Source organism: Streptomyces sp. NPDC058663 (assembly GCF_042716745.1).
Lineage (GTDB): Bacteria > Actinomycetota > Actinomycetes > Streptomycetales > Streptomycetaceae > Streptomyces.
In genome coordinates this window covers 40,261-63,186 of the sequence record NZ_JBHXRV010000050.1, presented here as the reverse complement: position 1 = coordinate 63,186, position 22,926 = coordinate 40,261, and the positions used below count along the sequence as shown (strand labels likewise).

22 protein-coding genes, 1 tRNA gene and 3 pseudogenes are annotated in these 22,926 nt (G+C 67.1%); 16 read left to right on the top strand and 10 right to left on the bottom strand.

The features are described from left to right. The first annotated feature begins 697 nt into the window (after window positions 1-697). The 4 genes from ACFWVV_RS30340 (at window position 698) to ACFWVV_RS30325 (ending at window position 3,928) form a co-directional block, all read left to right on the top strand. On the top strand, window positions 698-1,870 hold the full coding sequence (locus ACFWVV_RS30340; protein ID WP_384355508.1) for a hypothetical protein: 1,173 nt from the start codon (window positions 698-700) through the stop codon (window positions 1,868-1,870). Then, window positions 1,871-2,266 carry a hypothetical protein gene (locus tag ACFWVV_RS30335; RefSeq protein ID WP_384355510.1) on the top strand — a complete coding sequence of 132 codons (396 nt, stop codon included), beginning with the start codon at window positions 1,871-1,873 and terminating at the stop codon, window positions 2,264-2,266. A gap of 130 nt (window positions 2,267-2,396) precedes the next feature. After that, complete coding sequence (locus ACFWVV_RS30330; RefSeq protein WP_384355512.1) at window positions 2,397-2,936, top strand: DUF6932 family protein; 540 nt, start codon at window positions 2,397-2,399, stop codon at window positions 2,934-2,936. Window positions 2,937-3,346: 410 nt separating this feature from the next. Next, a complete protein-coding gene (locus ACFWVV_RS30325) occupies window positions 3,347-3,928 on the top strand; it encodes a hypothetical protein (protein ID WP_384355513.1) in 582 nt (193 codons plus the stop codon). A gap of 440 nt (window positions 3,929-4,368) precedes the next feature. Here the strand turns inward: ACFWVV_RS30325 and ACFWVV_RS30320 are convergent, their stop codons facing one another. Then, window positions 4,369-5,220: a toll/interleukin-1 receptor domain-containing protein gene (locus ACFWVV_RS30320; protein ID WP_384355515.1), complete on the bottom strand. Its 852-nt coding sequence runs from the start codon at window positions 5,218-5,220 to the stop codon at window positions 4,369-4,371. 183 nt (window positions 5,221-5,403) lie between these two features. Between ACFWVV_RS30320 and ACFWVV_RS30315 the strand changes: the two are divergent. Both ACFWVV_RS30315 and ACFWVV_RS30310 read left to right on the top strand, forming a co-directional pair. Then, a pseudogene (locus ACFWVV_RS30315) lies at window positions 5,404-5,754 on the top strand (site-specific integrase); the annotation flags it as partial. A gap of 512 nt (window positions 5,755-6,266) precedes the next feature. Then, a pseudogene (locus ACFWVV_RS30310) lies at window positions 6,267-6,626 on the top strand (tyrosine-type recombinase/integrase); the annotation flags it as partial. A 51-nt stretch (window positions 6,627-6,677) separates the two neighbouring features. Here the strand turns inward: ACFWVV_RS30310 and ACFWVV_RS30305 are convergent. Continuing rightward, a tRNA-Gly gene (locus ACFWVV_RS30305) sits at window positions 6,678-6,751 on the bottom strand. A 124-nt stretch (window positions 6,752-6,875) separates the two neighbouring features. On the opposite strand from ACFWVV_RS30305, the gene ACFWVV_RS30300 reads away from it, so the two are divergent. The 3 genes from ACFWVV_RS30300 (at window position 6,876) to ACFWVV_RS30290 (ending at window position 8,231) form a co-directional block, all read left to right on the top strand. Next, window positions 6,876-7,082 carry a hypothetical protein gene (locus tag ACFWVV_RS30300; RefSeq protein ID WP_384355517.1) on the top strand — a complete coding sequence of 69 codons (207 nt, stop codon included), beginning with the start codon at window positions 6,876-6,878 and terminating at the stop codon, window positions 7,080-7,082. 68 nt (window positions 7,083-7,150) lie between these two features. Next, window positions 7,151-7,726 (top strand): dCTP deaminase, encoded by a 576-nt coding sequence (dcd, locus tag ACFWVV_RS30295; RefSeq protein WP_384355519.1) that lies wholly within the window; start codon window positions 7,151-7,153, stop codon window positions 7,724-7,726. 7 nt (window positions 7,727-7,733) lie between these two features. Beyond that, window positions 7,734-8,231 (top strand): phosphoribosyltransferase, encoded by a 498-nt coding sequence (locus tag ACFWVV_RS30290; protein ID WP_384355521.1) that lies wholly within the window; start codon window positions 7,734-7,736, stop codon window positions 8,229-8,231. A 93-nt stretch (window positions 8,232-8,324) separates the two neighbouring features. Here ACFWVV_RS30290 and ACFWVV_RS30285 read toward each other — a convergent pair whose 3' ends face one another. The 3 genes from ACFWVV_RS30285 to ACFWVV_RS30275 all read right to left on the bottom strand — a co-directional run bounded on the left by ACFWVV_RS30285 (window position 8,325) and on the right by ACFWVV_RS30275 (window position 13,229). Continuing rightward, window positions 8,325-9,287, bottom strand: coding sequence for a Yip1 family protein (locus ACFWVV_RS30285; RefSeq protein WP_384355523.1), 963 nt, complete (start codon window positions 9,285-9,287; stop codon window positions 8,325-8,327). 414 nt (window positions 9,288-9,701) lie between these two features. Then, window positions 9,702-11,969, bottom strand: a complete 2,268-nt coding sequence (locus tag ACFWVV_RS30280; RefSeq protein ID WP_384355525.1) for a (Fe-S)-binding protein — start codon at window positions 11,967-11,969, stop codon at window positions 9,702-9,704. A gap of 330 nt (window positions 11,970-12,299) precedes the next feature. Next, window positions 12,300-13,229, bottom strand: coding sequence for a sugar transferase (locus ACFWVV_RS30275; RefSeq protein ID WP_384355527.1), 930 nt, complete (start codon window positions 13,227-13,229; stop codon window positions 12,300-12,302). Between the two features lie 254 nt (window positions 13,230-13,483). On the opposite strand from ACFWVV_RS30275, the gene ACFWVV_RS30270 reads away from it, so the two are divergent. The 5 genes from ACFWVV_RS30270 to ACFWVV_RS30250 all read left to right on the top strand — a co-directional run bounded on the left by ACFWVV_RS30270 (window position 13,484) and on the right by ACFWVV_RS30250 (window position 19,004). Further along, window positions 13,484-14,578, top strand: coding sequence for an LCP family protein (locus tag ACFWVV_RS30270; protein WP_384355529.1), 1,095 nt, complete (start codon window positions 13,484-13,486; stop codon window positions 14,576-14,578). Between the two features lie 229 nt (window positions 14,579-14,807). After that, window positions 14,808-16,670 (top strand): molecular chaperone DnaK, encoded by a 1,863-nt coding sequence (gene dnaK, locus ACFWVV_RS30265; RefSeq protein ID WP_384355531.1) that lies wholly within the window; start codon window positions 14,808-14,810, stop codon window positions 16,668-16,670. Beyond that, on the top strand, window positions 16,670-17,323 hold the full coding sequence (gene grpE, locus ACFWVV_RS30260) for a nucleotide exchange factor GrpE (RefSeq protein WP_384355533.1): 654 nt from the start codon (window positions 16,670-16,672) through the stop codon (window positions 17,321-17,323). The genes dnaK and grpE overlap by 1 nt, the downstream gene beginning before the upstream one ends. Window positions 17,324-17,368: 45 nt before the next feature. Then, window positions 17,369-18,547, top strand: a complete 1,179-nt coding sequence (gene dnaJ / locus ACFWVV_RS30255; protein ID WP_384355535.1) for a molecular chaperone DnaJ — start codon at window positions 17,369-17,371, stop codon at window positions 18,545-18,547. A 7-nt stretch (window positions 18,548-18,554) separates the two neighbouring features. Beyond that, window positions 18,555-19,004 carry a heat shock protein transcriptional repressor HspR gene (locus ACFWVV_RS30250; protein ID WP_384355537.1) on the top strand — a complete coding sequence of 150 codons (450 nt, stop codon included), beginning with the start codon at window positions 18,555-18,557 and terminating at the stop codon, window positions 19,002-19,004. Between the two features lie 79 nt (window positions 19,005-19,083). Here ACFWVV_RS30250 and ACFWVV_RS30245 read toward each other — a convergent pair whose 3' ends face one another. The 3 genes from ACFWVV_RS30245 to ACFWVV_RS30235 are packed head-to-tail and all read right to left on the bottom strand — an operon-like array spanning window position 19,084 to window position 21,348. After that, window positions 19,084-19,665 (bottom strand): hypothetical protein, encoded by a 582-nt coding sequence (locus ACFWVV_RS30245; RefSeq protein ID WP_384355539.1) that lies wholly within the window; start codon window positions 19,663-19,665, stop codon window positions 19,084-19,086. Then, window positions 19,662-20,375, bottom strand: a complete 714-nt coding sequence (locus ACFWVV_RS30240; RefSeq protein WP_384355541.1) for a helix-turn-helix transcriptional regulator — start codon at window positions 20,373-20,375, stop codon at window positions 19,662-19,664. Before ACFWVV_RS30240 ends, ACFWVV_RS30245 begins: the two co-directional genes overlap by 4 nt. A 34-nt stretch (window positions 20,376-20,409) precedes the next feature. After that, entirely contained in the window at window positions 20,410-21,348 is a 939-nt protein-coding gene (locus ACFWVV_RS30235; protein WP_384355543.1) for a helix-turn-helix transcriptional regulator, read from the bottom strand. A 169-nt stretch (window positions 21,349-21,517) separates the two neighbouring features. On the opposite strand from ACFWVV_RS30235, the gene ACFWVV_RS30230 reads away from it, so the two are divergent. Both ACFWVV_RS30230 and ACFWVV_RS30225 read left to right on the top strand, forming a co-directional pair. Continuing rightward, entirely contained in the window at window positions 21,518-21,700 is a 183-nt protein-coding gene (locus ACFWVV_RS30230; protein WP_384355544.1) for a hypothetical protein, read from the top strand. Beyond that, window positions 21,697-22,053, top strand: a complete 357-nt coding sequence (locus ACFWVV_RS30225; protein ID WP_384355615.1) for a (2Fe-2S)-binding protein — start codon at window positions 21,697-21,699, stop codon at window positions 22,051-22,053. Before ACFWVV_RS30230 ends, ACFWVV_RS30225 begins: the two co-directional genes overlap by 4 nt. Window positions 22,054-22,325: 272 nt before the next feature. On the opposite strand, the pseudogene ACFWVV_RS30220 reads toward ACFWVV_RS30225, so the two are convergent. Together ACFWVV_RS30220 and ACFWVV_RS30215 are read right to left on the bottom strand one after the other, a co-directional pair. Continuing rightward, window positions 22,326-22,724, bottom strand: a pseudogene (locus ACFWVV_RS30220) (pyridoxamine 5'-phosphate oxidase family protein); the annotation flags it as partial. Between the two features lie 10 nt (window positions 22,725-22,734). Next, a complete protein-coding gene (locus ACFWVV_RS30215; protein WP_384355546.1) occupies window positions 22,735-22,863 on the bottom strand; it encodes a hypothetical protein in 129 nt (42 codons plus the stop codon). Window positions 22,864-22,926 lie beyond the last annotated feature (63 nt).

Sequence of the window (22,926 nt, the reverse complement as noted above, 5' to 3'; positions counted from 1 at the left end):
CTACCTCGCCGGCCTCCACCTCCGCGCCTCGATGATCTGGATCGACGACCTACTGAAAACCACCGATTGATCACGACATCACACAGGCCCTAGGGGACGGGGGATGGGTATGGCTTGGGGGCTGCGCGCTAGGGAGGGGACGCCATCGGAAGTAGCGGAAGGCCCGGCGATTCCGATCACCGGCGGCAGGGTGTCGGCCGGTGTGCCAGGGAATGCAGGAAGTGAGCCCTCCGCATCGGAGGTGACTCGGCTCCTCTGCCAGGCGGTCTACGCGCGTCCTGACAACGTCAAAGCGCTCAGGGGATGGTGGCGCAAGATCCGGGGAAAGGAAGGATCGCCGAAGAAGCCGCGTCGCAGCGCGCGGAGGCGCATCTATCTGGAAGGCAGCGATGACTGCCCTCCCTTGGGCGAGTCGAAGGCACAGTGGGTTATCGACCATGTCTTGCACGGGCCTCCACTCCCTGTGCCGTCGTACGGGTTCGATCTCGTTCCAGTGATGGCGCACAGCCTCCGGGCGCGTAGGCGGCGGTTGGTACGGCGTATATGGCTTGTCGTCGCGGTCGTGTTGACCGGATATGTGATGCCGTGGACGACTGCCGTCTGGAGTGCCGCCGTCCTTCTCGCACTGACGGTGCGTTGGGCTGCATACCGAGCGGCTCGCAAAGGGCGGCATAACCGCCTGGCACGCTCTCCTCGCATGGCGTACCTCGTGCTGTGCGCACCTTGGATGCTGGCGTTAGTGCCGTACGAAGTCGATGGTGAGCTCCTTGGATTCCGTCTGGGGCTGGGCGTTCTGCCGTTCGTCCTGATGGCTGCAGCCGGGTTGGTATATGCAATGGACCGGGTGGTAGCGCGGGCGACCCTGGGCGCGCTCGTACGAGAAGGCGTGTCGCCCGACCGCCTACCGTGGGCCGGCCCGAAAGCCAGCCGCAGGTTGTCCGAGATTCGGAAGGACCAGACCCGACCGGAGCTGCCGTACGACACCTCGGAATGCTTCGTTGGTGCAGGGCGCGACGTTTGGGGGCCCGCGCACATCAATATCCCTTTGCAGGCAAAGAGTCAGGAAGAATCGGTCCGGGCCTTCGGGGAAGCAGACCTGTTGCGTCAGGTCGGCAGAGCGTTGAATGAGCTGGGCCGCGGCGCGCGGGAGATTACCGATCCGCTTCCTGGCTTCTCCATGACTGAAGTGATCGGCCTCCCGTCGGCTCTGTGGCTGCAGCGCACTCCTGAAGAGAGGGTGGAGCTGCCGGACTTGCGGGGCTTGGGCCGCAGGTCTCCTTCCAGCAGGCCAGATCGGCTCTACCTTCGGGCGCAATGCATCAGCTGGGACGGGCAGGTCGCGGTCAGCGTCTTCGTGCATGCCGCGCTGGAAGGCGGTGAACTGCGGTTGACCGTAAGACCCCACGTCATGACGCCCCTCCACAACGAACTGAGGGTCACTGCGGGGCCCGTCGGCAAGCGCGGAGTGCGCTTGCTCGGGTGGCTGACAGTGCAGTCACTTCTTGACGCTCTGCTGGGTCCCGTCGCGCTGTGGCGGCTGGTTGTCAGACTGGGGAAGAAGACCGAGGGTCGCAGCGAGGAAGTGGATCCGGTCAGCCTGCGCGACCGCTTCTCCACGGAAGATCTGACGGACATGCACCAGGGCGACGATGCAAAGAGGCATGTCGTCCTGATGCAGTCGTGCGTCTTCCGGACCGTTGCCAGGTACCTCGACGAGCGGGGAATAGATACAGCTGCCTACGAGCGGCAGGTGGCCGCGGTCATCACCAACATCCAGGTCTTCGGTGACAACAACGCCCCCATCCAGAATGTCGCCGGCAACGGCATCAGCAACGTCGGCCAGGACAACAACGCCCAAGGAGGCAAGTGAATGGTAGTGGGAAGGCGCCGCCCGGAACCCGAACAGGGACACGGCTCAGGTATCAGCGTCGGCGGCAGCAACAACGCCCCGCTTCAAAACGTCGTAGGTCAAAACATCTCCCAGGTGTACCAGCACGCCTCCGTCCAAGGACCGGTCGACATCGAGGCCGTGCGTGACCTCCTCGCCTCGTTCCGCTCGGATGTGGAGCTGAACGCGCCGAGCTTGCAGAACGCGACAGTCCTGCGTGCCATGGCAGACACCGTCGACACTTCGCTGAGTGCACCCGATGAGCAAGCTGGTGCACTGCGCGGGATCGCGCAGGCGCTACCCGCCCTGGTGGCCGGCACGGTGGTTCAGGAGGGCGGTGCGGCGCTCGCCACTGCCCTTGGGTCTCTGCTTGGGTGAGCCGGACGAGGCGTTTGTGGTATTTGGGAGGATGACATCCCCAGGTTGCGGCCACCTCCCCGATTGCTCCATGCAGGCGACGGGCGTCACATAGAGTGTTGGGACCACTCTGTTCGGTCCTTGGAGCCGTATGCCTCCCCTTCCGCCGTTTGCTGCGGACACCCTGTGTCCGCCTCCTGGCCGTTACCCCATGACGTGGGAGGAGGTTGAGCGCTCGCTGGTGCGGGAAACGAGCTTTCAGGCATCTAGCACTCGTTCTGGCCTGTGGGACGAGCTTCAGGCACACAAGGCATTGGTGGAGTGCCTGTTTGGTTCGGCAGCACGTATTTGGCTGGCAGGAAGCTTCGTAAGCGGCAAACTGGACCCTAACGACATCGACCTGGCCTACCTGATCGATGCGGACGCCTACGGCAGCGTCGCCGAACCTGACGACATTGCAGACCTTGCCAACCTCAGCGATCGGGAGTGGTGTGTGAAGCACAGCATGCGTATTGACGCCTACCTGCTGAGTCTGCCTGCCACTCTGGATTTTCGGGACCTAGGTACGGTTGGCGCCATGGCGGCGGGGGACAGCGAAGCCTTCCAGATGCTTGGTCTCTACGACGAAATCTGGCAGCGTTGTCGAGATGGCCACGGTCAGCGTAGGGGCTACGTGGAGGTAGCACTATGAGCACGCCTCACAGCCTGCCTGACACCACAGACAAGAAGGCCATGCGCGCCTGGATGGCGGCCAGGCGGTCAGAAACATCCGAGAAGCCGATGCCCCATACTCTGTCTGAGCTGCGATCGGCCCAGCTCAGGCGGCTTGCGCGGTCACTTCATTCCGGAGCCGATAGGGAGTCCCTTGACTACCCTGGGCGCCCAGTCCTCCGTTTTGCCCTGGACGGTGAGACTGTGCGCGCGAACCGGGTTGAGTCTGCAGTCCTGGGAGACTGGCTACGTGCCCTGCAAACCACTGTCCAGGCTGTTGCCAACGCGATTGATGATTTGCGTCCCACACGGGACGCGGGGCCCGTGCCCAGGGAGATTCAGCGAGCGACAAAGCTCTTTTCTGGACCTGTCTTCGCATCGTCGTACGGCATGGTCCTCGAGGGAGCGGCGGACTCGCGGCAGGCCGAACTACCTGGAATTGGGACCGAGGCACTGCTGGACAAAGCGATCAATAGAATCTTCGATGTGGCCGATCGCGCGAGTGTGGGAGTCGGGGCAGAAGACGCGGTCTTGGATGCAGCGCTGCCGTTGGGGCGCCGGGTGATCAAGCATCTATCTGAACTGTCGGATGTCCTTGCCTCCTCAGGTACGGACGTCACCCTCAGCTGGGAGACGCAGTCGAGCGCACGACGCACCACCTTCAGCTCGGAGAGTGCTGAACGGTGTCGTACAGCACTAAGGGCAGCGCAGGTGGTGGACGCCGATACCCGTGTTGAGGGGACGGTTGTCGGTGGCAGCAAGCTGCGAGGAGTAATCGAGATCGAAGTAGAGGGAAACGGTGTCGTGGTCGTTAGCGTCCCAAAGGTGGACGTGACCGGGCTCGTCGCCACTTATGCAGACCGTCAGGTAGTAGCAGATGTGCATGTGCTCACTGCTCGTTCACCGGGCGGGAGAGAACACCGCAGTTACGCCTTGCTAGACCTGTCTCCACGGCAAGGGGCAGACGAGTAGGAGTTGGCCGGTAATCGGCAGGTCTGTGTCAGCCCTTCACGTGCTGAAACCAATGCGGCTCTGGTTAGAACTGTGTTCTCTGGTGATAACGACGGATCTCAACGCCGCATCGACCACCTCTGCTCCGAGCGTCCTTCATGTTGGTGAAGGCATCTGACACCCGGACAGATTTGAGTGCCTTCTGACATGCCCAAGGCCGAAATCTGCTGGAATAGATTTCGCGACCTCCCTGTCGTTATGCTGGAAAGCCAGCCTGTCCGTTCTATCGGCTCTTGGCCCTTCCCCACCTTGCCATGTTTCCCGCCGGCTTCATTTTTTGGCCTTTTGTCACGTCGGTCTAAAGCGATGGTGTGGGCAGGTCGAGGATTGAACTTGTGCTCTGAGCTTCGGAACAGGAGGATTCTGGCTTAATGAGCTGAGTAGGAATCTTTCCAAGATTTCTACTCATAAGCATTTCCAAGCGGCGCTTCAAAGTCGATAGCAGCCGCCCTCGCCCATGCAGGTTGGCTGGAGCCTCTAAGTGCCTCCTCTTTCAAGGTCATGCCCAGGAGTTGGTTGAAGAGGAGTTTCCGTTCTTCGTTGGACAGGGGGAACCTTCGGCAAATATTTAGATAAGTTCCTGCAATCCTCTCCCAGAGAAGGATCTCTTCTTCCCTGCCCTCTTTGGAATCTCGTTGAAAATCTGCAACCATGTCGTTCCAATTCTGTGGGAAAACCTCCATTAGAGTCTCTTGGACTAGGCGCAACCGAACAAGCTGAGTTTGGGTTAATGGTTCGCGGAGTGCTGGCCATGTAGCCAGCTTGGTGAGGGGAGTCAATTGTGAACCTTCTTGCCTTTCCTTCATCTTGGCGAATCGTCTAACTAATGCCTTAAATTTATCAGGATGCGTGGCTCGTGTGATCTCGAAGGCTAAGTGCATGGGAGGTTTCCCGCTTGAGTCGAGTGCGAATTTATCTGCCAAATGGGGGCTGTATTTCAGGACCGCTTCGCGAGTGACGTTGTGCCAGATGGGAATTATTCTCTTGGGCTTCCCGGCCTCGAGTGCCACTAGGCTTCGGAGTTCGTATTCCGGCCAAGGTTTCTTGAGGAAGCTGGGGCTCAGGATAACGACGCCATATTTGGCACCTGAAAGGCCGCGGTCGATCGAGGCGGAGAGGCTATCGCCGACGGACAGCGAGAACTCGTCGTACCAAACCTTCAAGCCGATGGAGCTGAGCTCGCCAACTAGGGCGCGCACCAGGTCGTCCTTGTCCTCTGATGCGTGAGAGATGAACAGATCGTGCTTTGCCACGATGCCTCCGAGGGCAGCCTCTTGCTCGTTATCGTCATGCTGACATGACCGCGAGTGCGCTGCAGGTTGTTCTTCGAAACTCGCCTGTCCGGGTGGGGCCGCAGCAGCCCAGGACTGCCTCACCGGATCGCCGAAGGCTGTGCGCCCAGGGCCACTTGCCATCTGGCGTTACGTGTGCTCGTCCAGCTGTGCCGCAAGGACGTGGAGCTCGACGAGCTGAGCATTCCCGTCCGCGGGGCTGTTCCGGAGCTGACGACGGGCCGCTGCGCTCCTGGCGAGACCAAGTCGGATGCCGGAAAGCGGCTCGTAGTCCTCCCCGGGTTCTTGCGGAGAGGTCTGGAACGTCATCTCGACTGGTACGCCGAGAAGGGGCCATACGGCTTGTTACTCGTGGGGTAGCGGGGTAAGCCGTTCCGGCGGTCGACCTTCGGGCGGAAGTGGCGCAGGGCTCGTGCTGCGGTGGGGCTGCCGGAGGGGTTCCGGTTCTACGATCTCCGGCACACCGGCCACGCTTTGGCGTCCCGAACTCGCGCTCTGAGCTTGGGAATCGCCGCTCTCCGTGTCTGCATCGGGTAGATGACCTGCGGAGAGGGGTGCCAAGGCGTCCTCTAGGGCTCACCTTGGCACCCCTGGATGCCCGTGTTTCACCGTTTTGTCGGGCGCGGATCGGGCACGGACGTTCTGTCCCGTAGCTCTATGTGGATCGGTCAGCGACGGCTATTCCGGTCGCGGCGTAGCCCTTGAGGCACTCGAACGGACAGGGGCGGTCGATGTGGTTGCGGTACTTCTCTGCTGTACAGCAGGATCCCGGCAGGAGGAGCCTTGGAATGAGATCCGCTGCTGCGACTGCTGGCCGGTGACGACGAGGCGTCCCTGGTTGCTTTGGCTGCCCTCCACAGTGGCGCTGCCTACGTTGTCTGGGGCGGGGCTTCGCCGGCCGAGTCGTACGCCCACGTCCAGGTTGAACAGGTCTACGCAGTCGCGCGTCACCGGCAGGCTTGGAACGATGCGTAGGCACGATGTCTACGCCTGGGCCGAACTCGGTGGAGAAGGCCCCGGACGTGCTGCTGTTCATGGGGGTGCGGGGCAAACCGTTCTGGCGTTCCACCTTCGGGCGGAAGTGGCGCAGGGCCTGCGCTGCGGTCGGCCTGTCGGAGAGGTTCCGGTTCTACGATCTCCGGCACACCGGGCACACCCTGTCGACCGCTCCGGTGCCACGCTCAAGGACACGATGGTGCGCGCCGGGCAGTCCTCGGGGAAGACCGCGATGATCTACCAGCACTCCGACAGAGCGTCAGCAGGAAGTGGCGAAAAAGCTGGGCAAGTCGATTGGCAAGGCGCGTGAGAAGGCGGCCAAGAAGCGAGACGATCAGTCGTCGGGCACGGATCGGGCACGCGACACCTGATGTGGTCTGGACAACAACAAAGCCCCGGGCCGCTGGCCTGGGGCTTCTCTATGGAGCGGGTGACGAGAATCGAACTCGCGCTCTGAGCTTGGGAAGCTCATGTTCTACCATTAAACTACACCCGCTTGAGCGGCCGTTGAGCTGCTGCCGCATCGTCGGACACTGTACCCCATGTCGGGATCCTGGTGTCCAGGGGCAGGGTGGTGGCGTGCGGAGTGCCGCTTGGGGTGGGGTCCTGTTTATCCCCTAATGTGGCAGCTTCGTCCACGCGTGGTTTGGGGAAGGGACTCGATGGATCACACCGTCGTCCGCTGTGCCGAGGGGCACGTGTTCAGTACCTCGTCGTTCCCGATGCAGCAGCTCGGGGCCCGGCGGATCGGGCCGGGGCGGCTCATTCGCTGTCCGCGGTGTGCGCGGTTGCGGCATGCCGTGCCGGTGGGGGCGCCGAAGAGGTAGCACACAGTGCGAGGGGCGTGGGGTCGTCCGATTGGGGCGGGCCCGCGCCCTCTGCGTATCCTCGGTGGGTGCTTCTCTCAGACAAGGACATCCGGGCCGAGATCGACGCCGGACGAGTACGTATTGATCCGTACGACGAATCCATGGTGCAGCCGTCGAGTATCGATGTGCGGCTGGACCGCTACTTCCGGGTGTTCGAGAACCACCGGTATCCGCACATCGACCCCGCGGTGGAGCAGGCCGATCTGACGCGGTTGGTGGAGCCGGAGGGGGACGAGGCGTTCATCCTGCACCCCGGTGAGTTCGTGCTCGCTTCGACGTACGAGACGATCACGCTGCCCGACAATCTCGCTTCGAGGCTGGAGGGGAAGAGTTCGCTGGGCCGGCTCGGGTTGGTGACGCATTCGACCGCGGGGTTTATCGACCCCGGGTTTTCCGGGCATGTGACATTGGAATTGTCCAATCTCGCCACCCTGCCCATCAAGCTGTGGCCGGGAATGAAGATCGGCCAGCTGTGTCTGTTCCAGCTGAGCTCCTCGGCCGATTTTCCTTACGGATCCGAGCGGTACGGGTCCCGCTACCAGGGGCAGCGTGGGCCGACGGCCTCGCGGTCCTTCCTCAACTTCCATCGGACGCAGGTGTGAGAGCGGTATGAGTGACGTACGAGAGAACCTGACGTACGACGGTTTCGGGCACGCGGTGCGCGAGCTGGCGCAGACGATTGCCGACGACGGGTACGAGCCGGACATCGTGCTGAGCATCGCGCGCGGCGGCGTGTTCGTCGCGGGCGGGCTGGCTTACGCGCTCGACGTGAAGAACATTCACCTGGTGAATGTGGAGTTCTACACCGGGGTCGGGACCACCCTGGAAATGCCGGTCATGCTCGCGCCGGTTCCCAATGTCATCGACTTCAGCAACAAGAAGGTTCTTATTGCTGATGACGTCGCGGACACCGGTAAGACGCTGAAGCTGGTGCACGACTTCTGCCTGGAGCACGTCGCCGAGGTGCGCAGCGCGGTCGTGTACGAGAAGTCGCATTCGCTGGTGAAGTGCGAGTACGTGTGGAAGCGGACCGACGAGTGGATCAATTTCCCGTGGTCCGTGGAAAAGCCGGTCGTGCGGCGTGCGGGGCAGATCCTCGACGCGTGAAGGGCCGGTGTCGCAGCTTGCGCTGCGGTATGCGGAAGGGCCCGGGCGAGTGGTTCTCGTCCGGGCCCTTCCGTGTGCCGTGCGGCGTCCTCGTCAGAGGGTGCCCAGCTTGATCAGGGACAGCAGGGCGACCAGCTGGATCGCCGACGCGCCGAGCGCCTTCGGCCAGGGCAGGTCGTGGGACTTGCTGACCATCGAGGTGAACAGGGCACCGGCGGCGAGCCAGGTCGCCCAGCCGACGATCTGCACCAGGCTGTTGTCGCCGCCCAGGAACATGGCGAGCAGCAGTCGCGGCGCGTCGGTCAGCGACATGATCAGCATGGACAGGCCGACGGTCGGCTGCCAGGAGCCGTCGCCGCCGAGCTGACGGGCGAGGGTGTGCGTCACCGCGCCGAGCACCAGGCCGCAGATGATCATCGCGACGGCCGTGGTGAGGACGTACGGGATCGCGCTCGCGAAGGTCGAGTTGATCGTCTCCTCGCGGGCCTTGTCGAAGCCGAAGACCGCGAGCATGCCGTAGACGAACGTGACGATCAGGGCCGGGGCCCAGACCTGGTGGTCGCGCATCTGCCAGAACGTCGCGCCAGGGCGCATCACGATCCCTGACAGCAGCTGCTTCCAGTGCAGGCGCGGGCCGGGCGGCGGGGCCGGGGCGCTGCCGGCCCGGTAGGTGTCGCCGTCGCCGTACGGGTCCTCGTTGATGCTGAAGGCCTGGGTGTGACCCGGGTTGTTGGCGTACGGGTCGTGCTGCGGGCTCTGGCCGTACGGGGGGCGGCCGCCGCCCTGGGGGCCGTGCCCGCCCTGAGGTCCGTACCCGCCCTGTCCGTGCCCGCCTTGGGGGTGCGGGTCGCCGAAGTACTCCGGTTCGTCGGAGCCTCCGCCGCCGTATCCGCCACCGCCTCCGTGGCCGCCACCTCCGTACTGGGGCGCCTGCGGCCATTGCTGCTGGCCGTACGGGGGCTGAGGCGATGCCTGAGGTCCTCCGTACGGCTGCTGCCGCTGTGGTTGCTGCTGCGTGCGGTTGTCCCGGCCGCGTCCGATCCTGAATCCAGCCACGCGAACGAACGTACCCGCTCCCGATGGGCCCGTGGTCGGGTCGCGGGGGAGCGGGGGGCCTTTGCGGCCGACCTGTGACATCCCCTAGGGGAACCCCGGGGGGCCTGCCGGAGGGGCCGGGGAGGGCGCGGGGCGGGCAGGGTGCCAGGGTGCCGCGCGGGGCCCGGGTGGCGGCCACAGGCCCCGGGGGCCGAAGACACGCCCCGGACGGCGAAGAGCGGCCGGGCCCGCCCCGAGGCAGGTCCGGCCGCTCATGTGCCTGTACGCAGTCGGCCGTCCACGTGTGTGCGCCGTCACCGGCTCACGTGTGCGTGCGCCGCCACCGGCTTACGCGTGCGACCGCGCTCGACGGCTTACGCGTGCGACCGCGCCCGACGGTTCGCGCGTGCGACCGCCCTCACCGGCTCCGGCTGATTACTTCACCGGCTCCGGCTCCGGTGCGTCCTCGGTCTCCTCCGAGGCGGCCGGGTCCGCCGGGGTCTTCACCGAGTCCAGGAGCAGCTGCGCCACGTCCACGACCGTCAGCGACTCCTTGGCCTTGCCGTCGTTCTTCTTGCCGTTCACGGAGTCCGTGAGCATGACGAGGCAGAACGGGCAGGCGGTGGAGACGATGTCCGGGTTGAGGGAGAGGGCCTCGTCGACGCGCTCGGTGTTGATGCGCTTGCCGATCCGCTCCTCCATCCACATGCGCGCGCCACCGGCACCGCAGCAGAAGCCGCGTTCCTTGTGGCGGTGCATCTCCTGCTGGCGCAGGCCGGGAACGGCCGACATGATCTCGCGCGGCGGCGTGTAGACCTTGTTGTGACGGCCCAGGTAGCACGGGTCGTGGTACGTGATCAGGCCCTCGACCGGCGTCACCGGGGTCAGCTTGCCCTCGTCGATGAGGTGCTGGAGCAGCTGCGTGTGGTGGATGACCTCGAACTCGCCGCCCAGCTGCGGGTACTCGTTCGCGATCGTGTTGAAGCAGTGCGGGCAGGTCGCGACGATCTTCTTCGACGACTTGGGCTTCTTCGTCGACTCGTCCTCGTCGTCCTCGCCGTACGCCATGTTCAGCATCGCCACGTTCTCGGCGCCCAGCTGCTGGAACAGCGGCTCGTTGCCGAGGCGGCGGGCCGAGTCACCGGTGCACTTCTCGTCGCCGCCCATGATCGCGAACTTGACGCCCGCGATGTGCAGCAGTTCCGCGAAGGCCTTGGTGGTCTTCTTGGCGCGGTCCTCGAGGGCGCCGGCGCAGCCGACCCAGTAGAGGTACTCGACCTCGGTGAGGTCCTCGATCGTCTTGCCGACGATCGGCACCTCGAAGTCGACCTCCTTGGTCCACTCGACGCGCGCCTTCTTGGCGAGCCCCCAGGGGTTGCCCTTCTTCTCCAGGTTCTTGAGCATCGTGCCCGCCTCGGACGGGAACGCGGACTCGATCATCACCTGGTAGCGGCGCATGTCGACGATGTGGTCGATGTGCTCGATGTCCACCGGGCACTGCTCGACGCAGGCGCCGCAGGTGGTGCAGGACCACAGGACGTCGGGGTCGATGACGCCGTTCTCTTCGACGGTGCCGATGAGGGGGCGCTCGGCCTCCGCGAGGGCGGCCGCCGGGACGTCGGCGAGCTGCTCCGCGGAAGCCAGCTCGTTGCCCTCCATGTCCTTGCCGCCGCCGGCCAGCAGGTACGGCGCCTTGGCGTGCGCGTGGTCGCGCAGGGACATGATCAGGAGCTTGGGGGAGAGCGGCTTGCCCGTGTTCCAGGCGGGGCACTGCGACTGGCAGCGCCCGCACTCGGTGCAGGTGGAGAAGTCGAGGATGCCCTTCCAGCTGAACTGCTCGACCTGGGAGACACCGAAGACGGCGTCCTCGGCCGGGTCCTCCCAGTCGATCTCCTTGCCGCCGGTGGTCATCGGCAGCAGCGCGCCGAGCGCGACGTCGCCGTCCGCCCTGCGCTTGAAGAAGATGTTCGGGAAGGCCAGGAAGCGGTGCCAGGCGACGCCCATGTCGGTCTTGAGCGAGACCGTGATCATCCAGATGAACGACGTGGCGATCTTCAGTCCGGCGAAGAAGTACGTGAGGTTCTGCAGCGTGGAGAGGTCCATGCCGCGGAACCAGGCGACGAAGGGGTACGAGAGGAAGAAGGACGCCTCGTACGAGTTCACGTGGTGCTGGGCACCCTCCAGCGCGTGCAGCGTGAAGATGCAGACGCCGACGATGAGGATGACCGTCTCGACGAAGTACGCCTGACCGGCGTTGGAGCCCGCGAAGCGGGACTTGCGGCCGGGCTTGTTCGCCTTGCTCAGCTGGCGGACGACGATCAGCACCAGGATGCCGACGATCGTCATCGTGCCGATGAACTCCACGAACATGTTGTACGGAGCCCACTCGCCGACGATCGGGAGCATCCAGTCGGCCTGGAAGAGCTGGCCGACGGCGTTGACGATCGTCAGCAGCAGCGAGAAGAAGCCCACCGCCACGAACCAGTGCGCGACGCCGACGACGCCCCACTTGTTCATCCGGGTGTGGCCGAGGAACTCCTTGGCCACGGTGACCGCGCGCTGCCACGGGTAGTCGGTACGGGTGCCGGCGGGCACGGGCTGTCCGAGCCGTACGAAGCGATAGATCTGGAAGATCGCACGGCCGAACAGCGCGACGCCGACAGCCATGAGGACCAGCGACACGATGATCGCGGCGAGTTGCATTTGGGGGCTCCTCGGGCCTGCGAGGGTGGGTGGCGGAGGGCCTGGCGGTCGAGCGGGGATGCCAGGCGCGAGCGGTGCTCAGTCCCTATGGATTACTAAGCAGTAACTTATCCGGTCGAGCTGAGATTACCCGCTTGTTCCGTCGCACAGTAGCTTCGCGTCCGGTGATCTGCGTCGCTGAGGCAACCCTCAGTGACGATCATTGTGCCGGGCGTCGTGGGTCGGCGGTACGGGGGCTCTTCTCGCCAGTCCCCGGGCCGATGGGGTGGCCCGCCCCCGCACCGGATCGGGGCCTTCGGCAGCGGTGGCCCGTCCTGCCTCCGCGGTGGCCTATCCCGCGTACGCCACGGAGAAGTCCGGGCCGTTGCGCGGGCGGCGGGCGCCGCGTGCGAGCAGTGCGGCCGGGATGGTGCGGGCCAGGACGGCGAGGTCGACGGCCAGGCAGTGGGTGTCGACGTATTCGAGGTCGACCAGCAGCATCTCGTCCCACGGCAGCTCGGAGCGCGTGCCGACCTGCCACAGGCCCGTGAGGCCGGGGCGGACCTCCAGGCGGGCGCGGGCGTGGCCGTGGGGGGCGGTGTGCGCGACGGGGAGCGGGCGCGGGCCGACGAGGGACATCTCGCCGCGCACGACGTTGACGAGCTGGGGGAGTTCGTCGAGGGCGAGGCGGCGGAGCAGGCGGCCGACCGGGGTGAGGCGCGGGTCGCCGTCGTGGAGCGGTTCGTCCCCGTGGAGCGGTTCGCCGCCGTCCAGTGGGGAGCGGGCCTCGCCCTCGTGGGGGGCGGGTACGGGGGCGGAGGGGCGGCCTCCCGGGTGCAGCGTGCGGAACTTCAGTACGCGGAAGGGCTTCCCGCCCAAGCCCGCGCGGGGCAGGCGGACGAACGCGCTGCCCGGAACGCCGACCGAGACGGCCACGAGGGCGACGGCCAGCACGGGGGACAGGAGCACCAGCAGCACCAGGGCGCCGATGACGTCGAGGACGCGCTTCGCGGACAGGGTGGCGACGGCGTCCCGGAGGTGCCGGCCGGGCAGGGGGCCGAGCGCCTTCGGGACGTACCGGGCGTACTGGGCGGGCAGCGGGCCGGCCACGTGCCGCCGCGCGCGCTCCGTGGGCAGGGAGCGGGCCGCGTTCCGTGCCCGTTTCGCGGACAGGGAACGGGCCGCGTGCCGCGCGTACGTCGCAGACAGGGCGCGCAGGTCCTGCAGTTCCCACCGCTCCCACCGCTCCCGCAGTTCCCACCGCTCCCGCAGCTCCCGCATGTGCCGCATCCTTTCGTGGGATCTTCATCCGATTTGCCGCGAATGGGCGTGTATGGGGATATGACTCTCGCACGACGAAACCGGTCGGCGGGTGCGCCACGCGTGCTGCTCAGCCGGACAGCAGAGGGCGGAGAGGTGGTTGTGGCATGCGTGCCGTGGTGACAGGAGGGGCCGGTTTCGCGGGCCCCGACGGGTGGACCTCGTACGCCCCGCTCCCGGCCGCGCGCGGTCCGGTGGTCTGAGGGGTGGGCCGGATGCCGAAGGTGTCACTGCCCGCGCCGCTCGTCGCACTCGCCGCGCGGCTGCGGGGCCGGCGGATGCTGAAGCTGGTGTGCGGGGGCCTTGCCCTGCTCATCGGGGTGACCGCGGTCACGGGCTGGCTCGCGTACCGGAAGATCAACAGCAATATCCGTACCGACGAGGCGACGGCGGCGGCGCTCGCCAGGTTCGGTGCCGAGCGCCCCGAGCGCCATCCCGGCCAGGCCCGGAACATCCTGCTGCTCGGTTCCGACTACCGGGAGGCGGCGGGCAGTGAGCGCTCGGACGCGGTGATGCTCCTGCACCTGGCCGCCGACCGGAAGCGCGCCGAGGTGCTGAGCGTGCCGCGCGACCTGCGGGTGGACGTGCCGAGCTGTCTGCGGCCCGACGGGGAGTACAGCCAGGCGCAGAACGCGCAGTTCAACTGGGCCTTCCAGTTCGGTGGCGCGGCCTGCACCATCCGGACGCTGGAGAAGCTGACCGGCATCCGGATCGACCACCATCTGACCGTCGACTTCAAGGGCTTCACGAAGATCATCAACGCGGTGGGCGGCGTCGAGGTCAACGTCAAGGAGCCCGAGCGCGATCCCAACGTCGGGCTGGACCTCGACGCCGGGCGGCACCTCCTCACGGGCGACGAGGCCCTGAGTTACGTACGCGCCCGGAAGTACGTCGGCGACGGCAGCGACCTGAACCGGATCAGCCGGCAGCAGGACTTCGTCAACCGGCTCGCGGCCAAGATCCGCGACGACGCCACCCTCGGCAACCCGGCCCGGCTCTTCCCCGTGCTCGACGCGGCGACGTCCTCGCTGACCGCCGACGCCGGGCTCGACTCGCTCGGCGAGCTGTACGAGGTCGTGCACAGCCTCCAGGCGCTGCCGCCGGGCGCGCTCACCTTCACGACGCTGCCGCACCACCAGGCGCCGGACCACTGGTACCGGCTCGATCTGGAACAGCCGGAGGCGCGGCGGGTGTTCGACGCACTGAAGAAGGACAAGCCGGTACCGGCCGCGCTGCGGGCGGCGCGGCTGGAGCCGGCGGAGGAGCCGGACGAGCCGGAGTTCGAGCCGGTGCACGACGAGTACGAGTGAGTGAGTGGGCCGCCAGGACCAGGTTTGCGCGTACCGGTCCACGGCCAGGTGAGGTGGAGGCGGGCATCCGGGTGCGGTAAAGGTGCAGGTCAGGGGCGTGGCACCAGTTGTATGAGTGAGATAAGAGCCGAAGAGTTGAGCCCCCTCCACTCACCTCTGTTGACGCGGCGGGTCAGGTGATGCATCCTTGAGCCAGATCCACTCAAGTACGTAACTGGAGGAATCCCAAATGGCACGTGCGGTCGGCATCGACCTGGGCACGACGAACTCCGTCGTCAGCGTTTTGGAAGGCGGCGAGCCCACCGTCATCACCAACGCCGAAGGCGCCAGGACCACGCCGTCCGTCGTCGCCTTCGCGAAGAACGGCGAGGTCCTCGTCGGCGAGGTCGCCAAGCGTCAGGCGGTCACCAACGTCGACCGGACGATCCGCTCGGTCAAGCGCCACATGGGCACCGACTGGAGCATCGACCTCGACGGCAAGAGCTTCAACCCGCAGCAGATGAGCGCCTTCATCCTGCAGAAGCTCAAGCGCGACGCCGAGTCCTACCTGGGCGAGAAGGTGGCCGACGCGGTCATCACCGTCCCGGCGTACTTCAACGACTCCGAGCGTCAGGCGACGAAGGAGGCCGGTGAGATCGCGGGCCTCAACGTCCTGCGCATCGTCAACGAGCCGACCGCCGCCGCCCTGGCCTACGGTCTCGACAAGGACGACCAGACCATTCTCGTCTTCGACCTCGGCGGCGGCACCTTCGACGTGTCGCTCCTGGAGATCGGTGACGGCGTCGTCGAGGTGAAGGCCACCAACGGTGACAACCACCTCGGTGGTGACGACTGGGACCAGCGCGTCGTCGACTTCCTGGTGAAGCAGTTCCAGGGCAACCACGGTGTGGACCTGGGCAAGGACAAGATGGCTCTCCAGCGTCTGCGCGAGGCCGCGGAGAAGGCGAAGATCGAGCTGTCGTCGTCCACCGAGACGTCGATCAACCTCCCGTACATCACGGCCTCCGCCGAGGGCCCGCTGCACCTGGACGAGAAGCTCACGCGCTCGCAGTTCCAGCAGCTGACCTCCGACCTGCTGGAGCGCTGCAAGACGCCGTTCCACAACGTCATCAAGGACGCGGGCATCCAGCTCTCCGAGATCGACCACGTCGTTCTCGTCGGTGGCTCGACCCGTATGCCGGCCGTGGCCGAGCTCGTCAAGGAGCTCACCGGTGGCCGCGAGGCCAACAAGGGCGTCAACCCGGACGAGGTCGTCGCCATCGGCGCCTCGCTCCAGGCCGGTGTCCTCAAGGGTGAGGTCAAGGACGTCCTGCTCCTCGACGTGACCCCGCTGTCCCTGGGTATCGAGACCAAGGGCGGCATCATGACCAAGCTCATCGAGCGGAACACCACGATTCCGACGAAGCGCTCCGAGATCTTCACGACGGCCGAGGACAACCAGCCGTCCGTGCAGATCCAGGTCTACCAGGGCGAGCGCGAGATCGCGGCGTACAACAAGAAGCTCGGCATGTTCGAGCTGACCGGTCTGCCGCCGGCCCCGCGCGGTGTGCCGCAGATCGAGGTCGCCTTCGACATCGACGCCAACGGCATCATGCACGTGGCCGCGAAGGACCTCGGCACCGGCAAGGAGCAGAAGATGACCGTCACCGGCGGCTCCTCGCTGCCGAAGGACGAGGTCAACCGGATGCGTGAGGAGGCCGAGCAGTACGCGGAGGAGGACCACAAGCGCCGCGAGGCCGCCGAGACCCGCAACCAGGCCGAGCAGCTCGTGTACCAGACGGAGAAGTTCCTGAAGGACAACGAGGAGAAGGTCCCGGCCGACGTGAAGACCGAGGTCGAGACCTCCGTCACCGAGCTGAAGGAAAAGCTCAAGGGCGAGGACACGGCCGAGATCCGCACGGCGACCGAGAAGGTCGCGGCCGTCTCGCAGAAGCTGGGCCAGGCCATGTACGCCGACGCCCAGGGCGCGCAGGCCCCGGGCGGCGAGGGCGCTCCGGGCGCCGAGGGTGCCGGCCAGGCGCAGGCAGATGACGATGTCGTCGACGCCGAGATCGTCGACGACGAGAAGGACAAGAAGGGCGGCGCTGCCTGATGACGGAAGAGACTCCGGGCTTCGAGGAGAAGCCCGACGTCTCTCCCGGCACGGACGACGCCGAGCCGAAGGCCGCTGAGTCCTCCTCCGTCAAGGAGGAGGACTCGGCGGCCCCGGCCGGGGACGCCGATGCCGCGAAGGACGTCGCACTGACGGCGCAGCTGGACCAGGCCAAGATGGCGCTCGCCGAGCGCACGGCCGACCTCCAGCGGCTCCAGGCCGAGTACCAGAACTACCGTCGCCGCGTGGAGCGGGACCGGGTCACCGTCAAGGAGATCGCCGCGGCGAACCTGGTGACCGAGCTCCTCCCGACGCTCGACGACATCGGCCGGGCACGGGAACACGGCGAGCTGGTCGGCGGCTTCAAGTCGGTGGCCGAATCGCTGGAGACCGTGGCCGCGAAGATGGGCCTGATGCAGTTCGGCAAGGAGGGCGAGCCCTTCGACCCGACGATCCACGAGGCCCTGATGCACAGCTACGCGCCGGACGTCACGGAGACGACCTGCGTGGCGATCCTGCAGCCGGGCTACCGGATCGGCGAGCGTACGATCCGTCCCGCACGGGTCGCGGTCGCCGAGCCGCAGCCGGGCGTGACGGAGCAGAAGTCGGAAGACTCCGACGACAAGGAGAGCGGTGACCCCGAGAAGGGGTAGTACCGCTCCGTTGAGTCCGGGTCCGAGAGGAGGGACGTCGAGGAAATGAGCACGAAGGACTTCGTCGAGAAGGACTACTACAAGGTTCTCGGCGTCCCCAAGGACGCCACCGAGGCCGAGATCAAGAAGGCGTACCGGAAGCTCGCCCGCGAGTTCCACCCGGACGCCAACAAGGGCAACACCGAGGCCGAGGAGCGCTTCAAGGAGATCTCCGAGGCGAACGACGTCCTCGGCGACGCCAAGAAGCGCAAGGAGTACGACGAGGCCCGCGCGCTCTTCGGGAACGGCGGCTTCCGCCCCGGTCCCGGGGCCGCGGGCGGCGGTTCCTTCAACTTCGACCTCGGTGACCTCTTCGGCGGTGCCGCCGGCGGCACCGCCCAGACCGGCGGCTTCGGCGGCGGCATAGGGGACGTCTTCGGAGGCCTCTTCAACCGCGGTGCCACCGGGGCCCGGACGCAGCCGCGCCGGGGCCAGGACATCGAGTCCGAGGTCACCCTCAGCTTCACCGAGGCGGTCGACGGTGCCACCGTGCCGCTGCGGATGTCCTCGCAGGCCCCCTGCAAGGCGTGTTCCGGCACCGGCGACAAGAACGGCACCCCCAGGGTGTGCCCGACCTGCGTCGGTACGGGACAGGTCTCGCGCGGCGGCGGCGGAGGGTTCTCCCTCACCGACCCGTGCGTGGACTGCAAGGGCCGCGGCCTGATCGCGGAGACCCCCTGCGACATCTGCAAGGGCTCGGGCCGGGCCAAGTCCTCGCGCACCATGCAGGTCCGCATCCCCGCCGGTGTCACCGACGGCCAGCGGATCCGGCTGCGCGGCAAGGGCACGCCGGGCGAGCGCGGCGGCCACGCCGGCGACCTGTACGTCGTGGTCCACGTCGACGCGCACCCGGTCTTCGGCCGCAAGGGCGACAACCTCACCGTCACCGTGCCCGTCACCTTCGTGGAGGCGGCGCTCGGCGGCGAGGTCAAGGTACCCACCCTGGGCGGCCCGCCGGTCACCCTGAAGCTGCCCGCCGGCACGCCCAACGGGCGCACCATGCGGGCCCGCGGCAAGGGAGCGGTCCGCAAGGACGGCACCCGGGGCGACCTCCTCGTCACCGTCGAGGTCGACGTGCCCACCGAACTGAACGACAAGGCCAGGGAAGCCCTGGAGACCTACCGTGAGGCCACCGCGGGCGAAGACCCGCGGGCCGCACTCTTCCAGGACGCGAAGGGAGCATAGGAGAGCGATGGACGGCCGACGACGCACCAACCCTTACGAGTTGACCGACGAGTCACCGGTGTACGTCATCTCGGTCGCCGCTCAGCTCTCCGGTCTGCACCCGCAGACCCTGCGCCAGTACGACCGCCTCGGCCTGGTCTCCCCGGACCGCACGGCCGGGCGCGGTCGGCGCTACTCGGCCCGCGACATCGAACTGCTGCGCACCGTCCAGCAGTTGTCGCAGGACGAAGGCATCAACCTGGCCGGCATCAAGCGCATCATCGAGCTGGAGCACCAGGTCGCCGCCCTCCAGTCCCGGGTCGCCGAACTCTCGGCGGCGGTGGACGGGGCGGCTGCCGCCCTCCAGCAGCGCGAGGCCCAGGTGCACGCCTCGTACCGCCGCGACCTGGTCCCGTACCAGGACGTCCAGCAGGCGAGTGCGCTGGTGGTGTGGCGGCCGAAGCGGGCGAAGGACTGAGGTCCTGTGTGCGGGAAGGGGCCCGGGAGCAGCTGCTCCCGGACCCCTTCCCGCATGTCTTCTCCCCGCATGCCCGCCGTCAGGGAATCAGGTCCGTGACGACGTCGATGAGGGTCATCCACATGGGCTGGCCGCCCGTGCCGTACGCCGCCGCGAGGGTGTAGCCGACCGAGGCGTCGACGGGCCGCGGGGCGGCGTCCGGGTGCCATGCGGCGAGGACTCTCTCGTCGCCGTCGGCGGTGAACTCGCCCAGGACGGTGCCGTCGCGGGTGAGGGTGCTGGTGGCGATGGAGGTCGGGGTCAGCCGGTAGCGGGTGCCTTCGTGGGTGGCGTCCACCTTGTACGTGGCGCGGCGGAAGCGGCCCCTGCCGGGGCGTATCGCTGCCGGGGAGTCCGCGACGGTGAGGGTGAGCGCGGCGGCGGACCGGGTGCCGATGGCGCTGTACGTGTCGGCGCCGTCGATGCCCCCGGTGCGTACGAGGTCGGTACGGGGGATCGCGGGGCCGGAGACGGTGATGCGGCGGTGCGGGTCGATGGCGACGGTGACCGCGCCGAAGAGGGTGTCGTCGAGGGGCGGGCGGGCCGCCGCCCCGGGTACCGCCTCGGAGTCCTTGGCGAGGCGGACGGGCTCCGGGGGCGCGGTGGGGGTGCGGTCGGTCATGCCGGGGACTCCGGGGGTGCGAGGGGGCGGTCGGTGGGCCAGGTGTCGAGGATGCCCGACCTGGCGATCAGGTAGCCGAGCTGGGCCCGGTTGCCGACGCCGCCGAGGGAGGCGGCGAGTTTGGCGATGTGGGCGCGGCAGGTGCGGATGTTGAGGCCGAGGCGGCGCGCGATCTCCTCGTCGACGAGGCCCTCCACGAGGAGCCGGGCGATGGAGCGGCGGATGCCGGAGATGCCGTCCGGTGCGGTGGGCTCGGGGAGCGGTTCGTGCAGGGGGACCGCCTGCTGCCAGAAGTGGTCGAAGACAGCCGTGAGGAAGGCGACGACATCGGGGTTGCGCAGCTCCAGGGCGATCGTGGTGTCGGGTCCCGCGGGGACGTACGCCACCGTACGGTCGAAGATCACCAGGCGTGGCACGAGTTCTTCCAGGGTGCGTACGTCCAGCCGGACGTGGCTCAGGCCCTCCAGGTAGGCGTGGATGCCGTAGCTGTGCCGCACGGTGTGCTGGTAGAGCGTGCGCATCCGGATGTTGCGGCCGGCGAAGAGCCTGGCCCGCTCCAGGGCCTGGACGAGCAGGTGTTCCGGCCGGGCCCCGCCCGGCTGGAGGGTGACGACCTCGGTGCGGCAGGCCGCGGAGGCCGCGTCGAGTGCCCTGTTGATCCGGTCGAGGCCTTCCAGGACGGTGATCGCGGGGGGCGGGTCCGGGACCAAGACTGTTCCGTTCTGCGCAGGTTCGCGGGCGCTGCTACCCGTCGAGGATGTTCGACTGTGCTATCAGATAGCCGAGTTGGGCGCGGCTTCCGCTGCCCAGGGAGGCGGCGAGTTTGGCGATGTGGGCGCGGCAGGTGCGGACGTTCATGCCGAGGCGCCGGGCGATCGCCTCGTCGACGTACCCCTCGATCAGGAGCTTGGCGATGGAGTGCTGGACGCCGGAGATGCCGACCGGGGTCGGGCCGTACGCGACGGGCTCGACCAGGGGGACGGCGCGGCGCCAGAACTGTTCGAAGACGTTGGCGAGGTACTCGACGAGACCGGGGTGGCGGATCTCCAGGGCGTTCTCCCGGTCGTCGCGGGCGGGCAGGAAGGCGACCCTGCGGTCGAAGATCATCAGGCGTTCGATGAGCTCTTCGAGCGTCCGTATCTCGACCTTGCCCTCCGCCATGATCTCCGCGTATGCGAGAGTGCCCTGACTGTGCCGCACGGTGTGCTGGTACAGGGTCCGCATCCGGACACCCCGGTCGGTCAGGGACTGGCCGCGCTTCACGGCGAGGTGCAGGGTGTCCTCACTGCGTCCGCCGCCCGGCTGGACGGTGAGCACCTCGAACTGGCATTCCGTCATGGCCAGTTCGATGGCCGCGTTGATGCGGGGCTTGCTTTCGAGCACCGTGACGGCATGGGTGGTCGGCGGGTCCTGGGCGCTGATCGTCATGAACTCCTCGAAGGAGTCGACCAGTTCGACCGCGCTGCGCCGGTGCTTCTGGATCTGGTGCTCGATGGGGTGCAGATGTTTGGCGAGAACCGCGGAGGGTGGAACCGGACGCAGCCAGTCTGCGTCGTCAGGGTCGGGCTGGAGAAGTGAGAAGTCCATCAGGCAAGGTGTGTCCGTGACTTCGGCGCGTGCGATGCGGCCGGAGCGCAGTGCCCTGATGTAGAGCCGCTTCCCGTTGGTGCACAGCTCCGACATCGCATGAGGATGTACCGGCTCTGTCCCGTTCTGCTCCATTTATCCGCCCCCCAGGGTCTTGCACGTACAGGAACATGATGCACCGATCCTGTGGTGCTGACATGGGTCAATGAGCCATCGTCTTGATGTCGGGGGCGACGAAACCTAGGAAGTGAGGACGAAGCCGACCATGTACAAGAGATTGCTTCACTCCGTACTCGCGTTGTCCTTCTCGGCGGGCGTGCTGTTCGCGGCAATGGGCGGCGGCGACCTGGTGTGGGACAGTGCTCCGGCGAGTGTCGCGGCGCAGGCCGACCGCGTACTGCCGCCGGACCTGGTCTGGGACCTCGCCCCGGTCTCCAAGGACGCCTGACCATGCCGTCGGACGATGCGTCGTTCAGACGCGAGATGGCCCGGGTCATCCGTAGCGGCTGGCACCTGATCGATCTCGTCTCGGCCGTCCCCGAGGCCGGCGACTCGCTGATGGTGACCCTCTTCGGGGATCCGATCCTGATCGTCCGCGAGCAGGACGAGGATGTCCGGGCCTACCGGTGTCTTCGCAAGCCCCGGGGGGCGCCGCAGCCCATCCGGTGCGAGATCCGGTACGGCAACATCTTCGTCAACCTGGAGAAGTCCGACCACCAGCTCATCGAGGCGGGCAGCGCCCCGCGCACCGCCTCCGGGTCCGGCCGCCGGACCGCCACAGCCACCCCCCGCAGTGCCTGACGCGATTCCCCCGTCGTTACCGATCGCTCAGGCGCTTCCCCCACACAGCGGCGTCCTCGTGCACCTGAACACGAGGGCGCCGCTGTGCTGTGCGCTCATCCGGAAGCACCGGAAGCACCGGAAGCACCGGAAGCACCGGAAGCACCGGAAGCACCGGAAGCACCGGAAGCACCGGACGCACCGGCTTACCCGGCCGCCCCAGCCGCCCCGGCCGCCCCAGCCGCCCCGCCCGCCCCTGCCGACTGCGGCGTGGCCGGCTTCGGCGGGTTTCCCGCGTTGCCCATCGCGCGGGTGAGCGTGATCTCGATGAGCACCCGGTCCGGGTTGACCCTGGCCGGCTTGTAGCGCGCGCTGTAGCGCCGTACCGCCTCCTCGATGACCTCCGGCTCGCTGCGGACCCTGGCCCGGCCCTCCAGCGTGGCCCATTTCGCGCCGATCACCTGGCACACCGCCGCGAGTGCCCCCTCCTCGCCCGCCGCCAGGACGTTGCGGACCTTCTTGCTGTTCTTGTCGGCCGTCACCCAGGCCGTGCCCGCCGCCGGGTCGTAGGTCACTCCCACAGGCACCACATGCGGGGTGCCGTCCGGGCGGGGAGTAGTCAGAGTGGAGAAGTGGTACCCGGTCCAGAAGGCGAGGTACTCGGGGCTCGGGCTGCGTGGGTCGATGGCCATGCCCGGCAGGTTAGCCCGGGGCGCCGCCGCGTCCGGCCGCCGAGAGGCCGCCCCGGCTGTCGCGTACGGACGCCGGGGTGTCGCGTACGGACGCCGGGGTGTCGCGTACGGACGCCGGGGAGGCCGCCCCGGCTGCCACGCACAAAGCTGAGTGGAATAGACTCAACTTTGTGCACGTTGGAAGAGTCATTACCGGTGCATA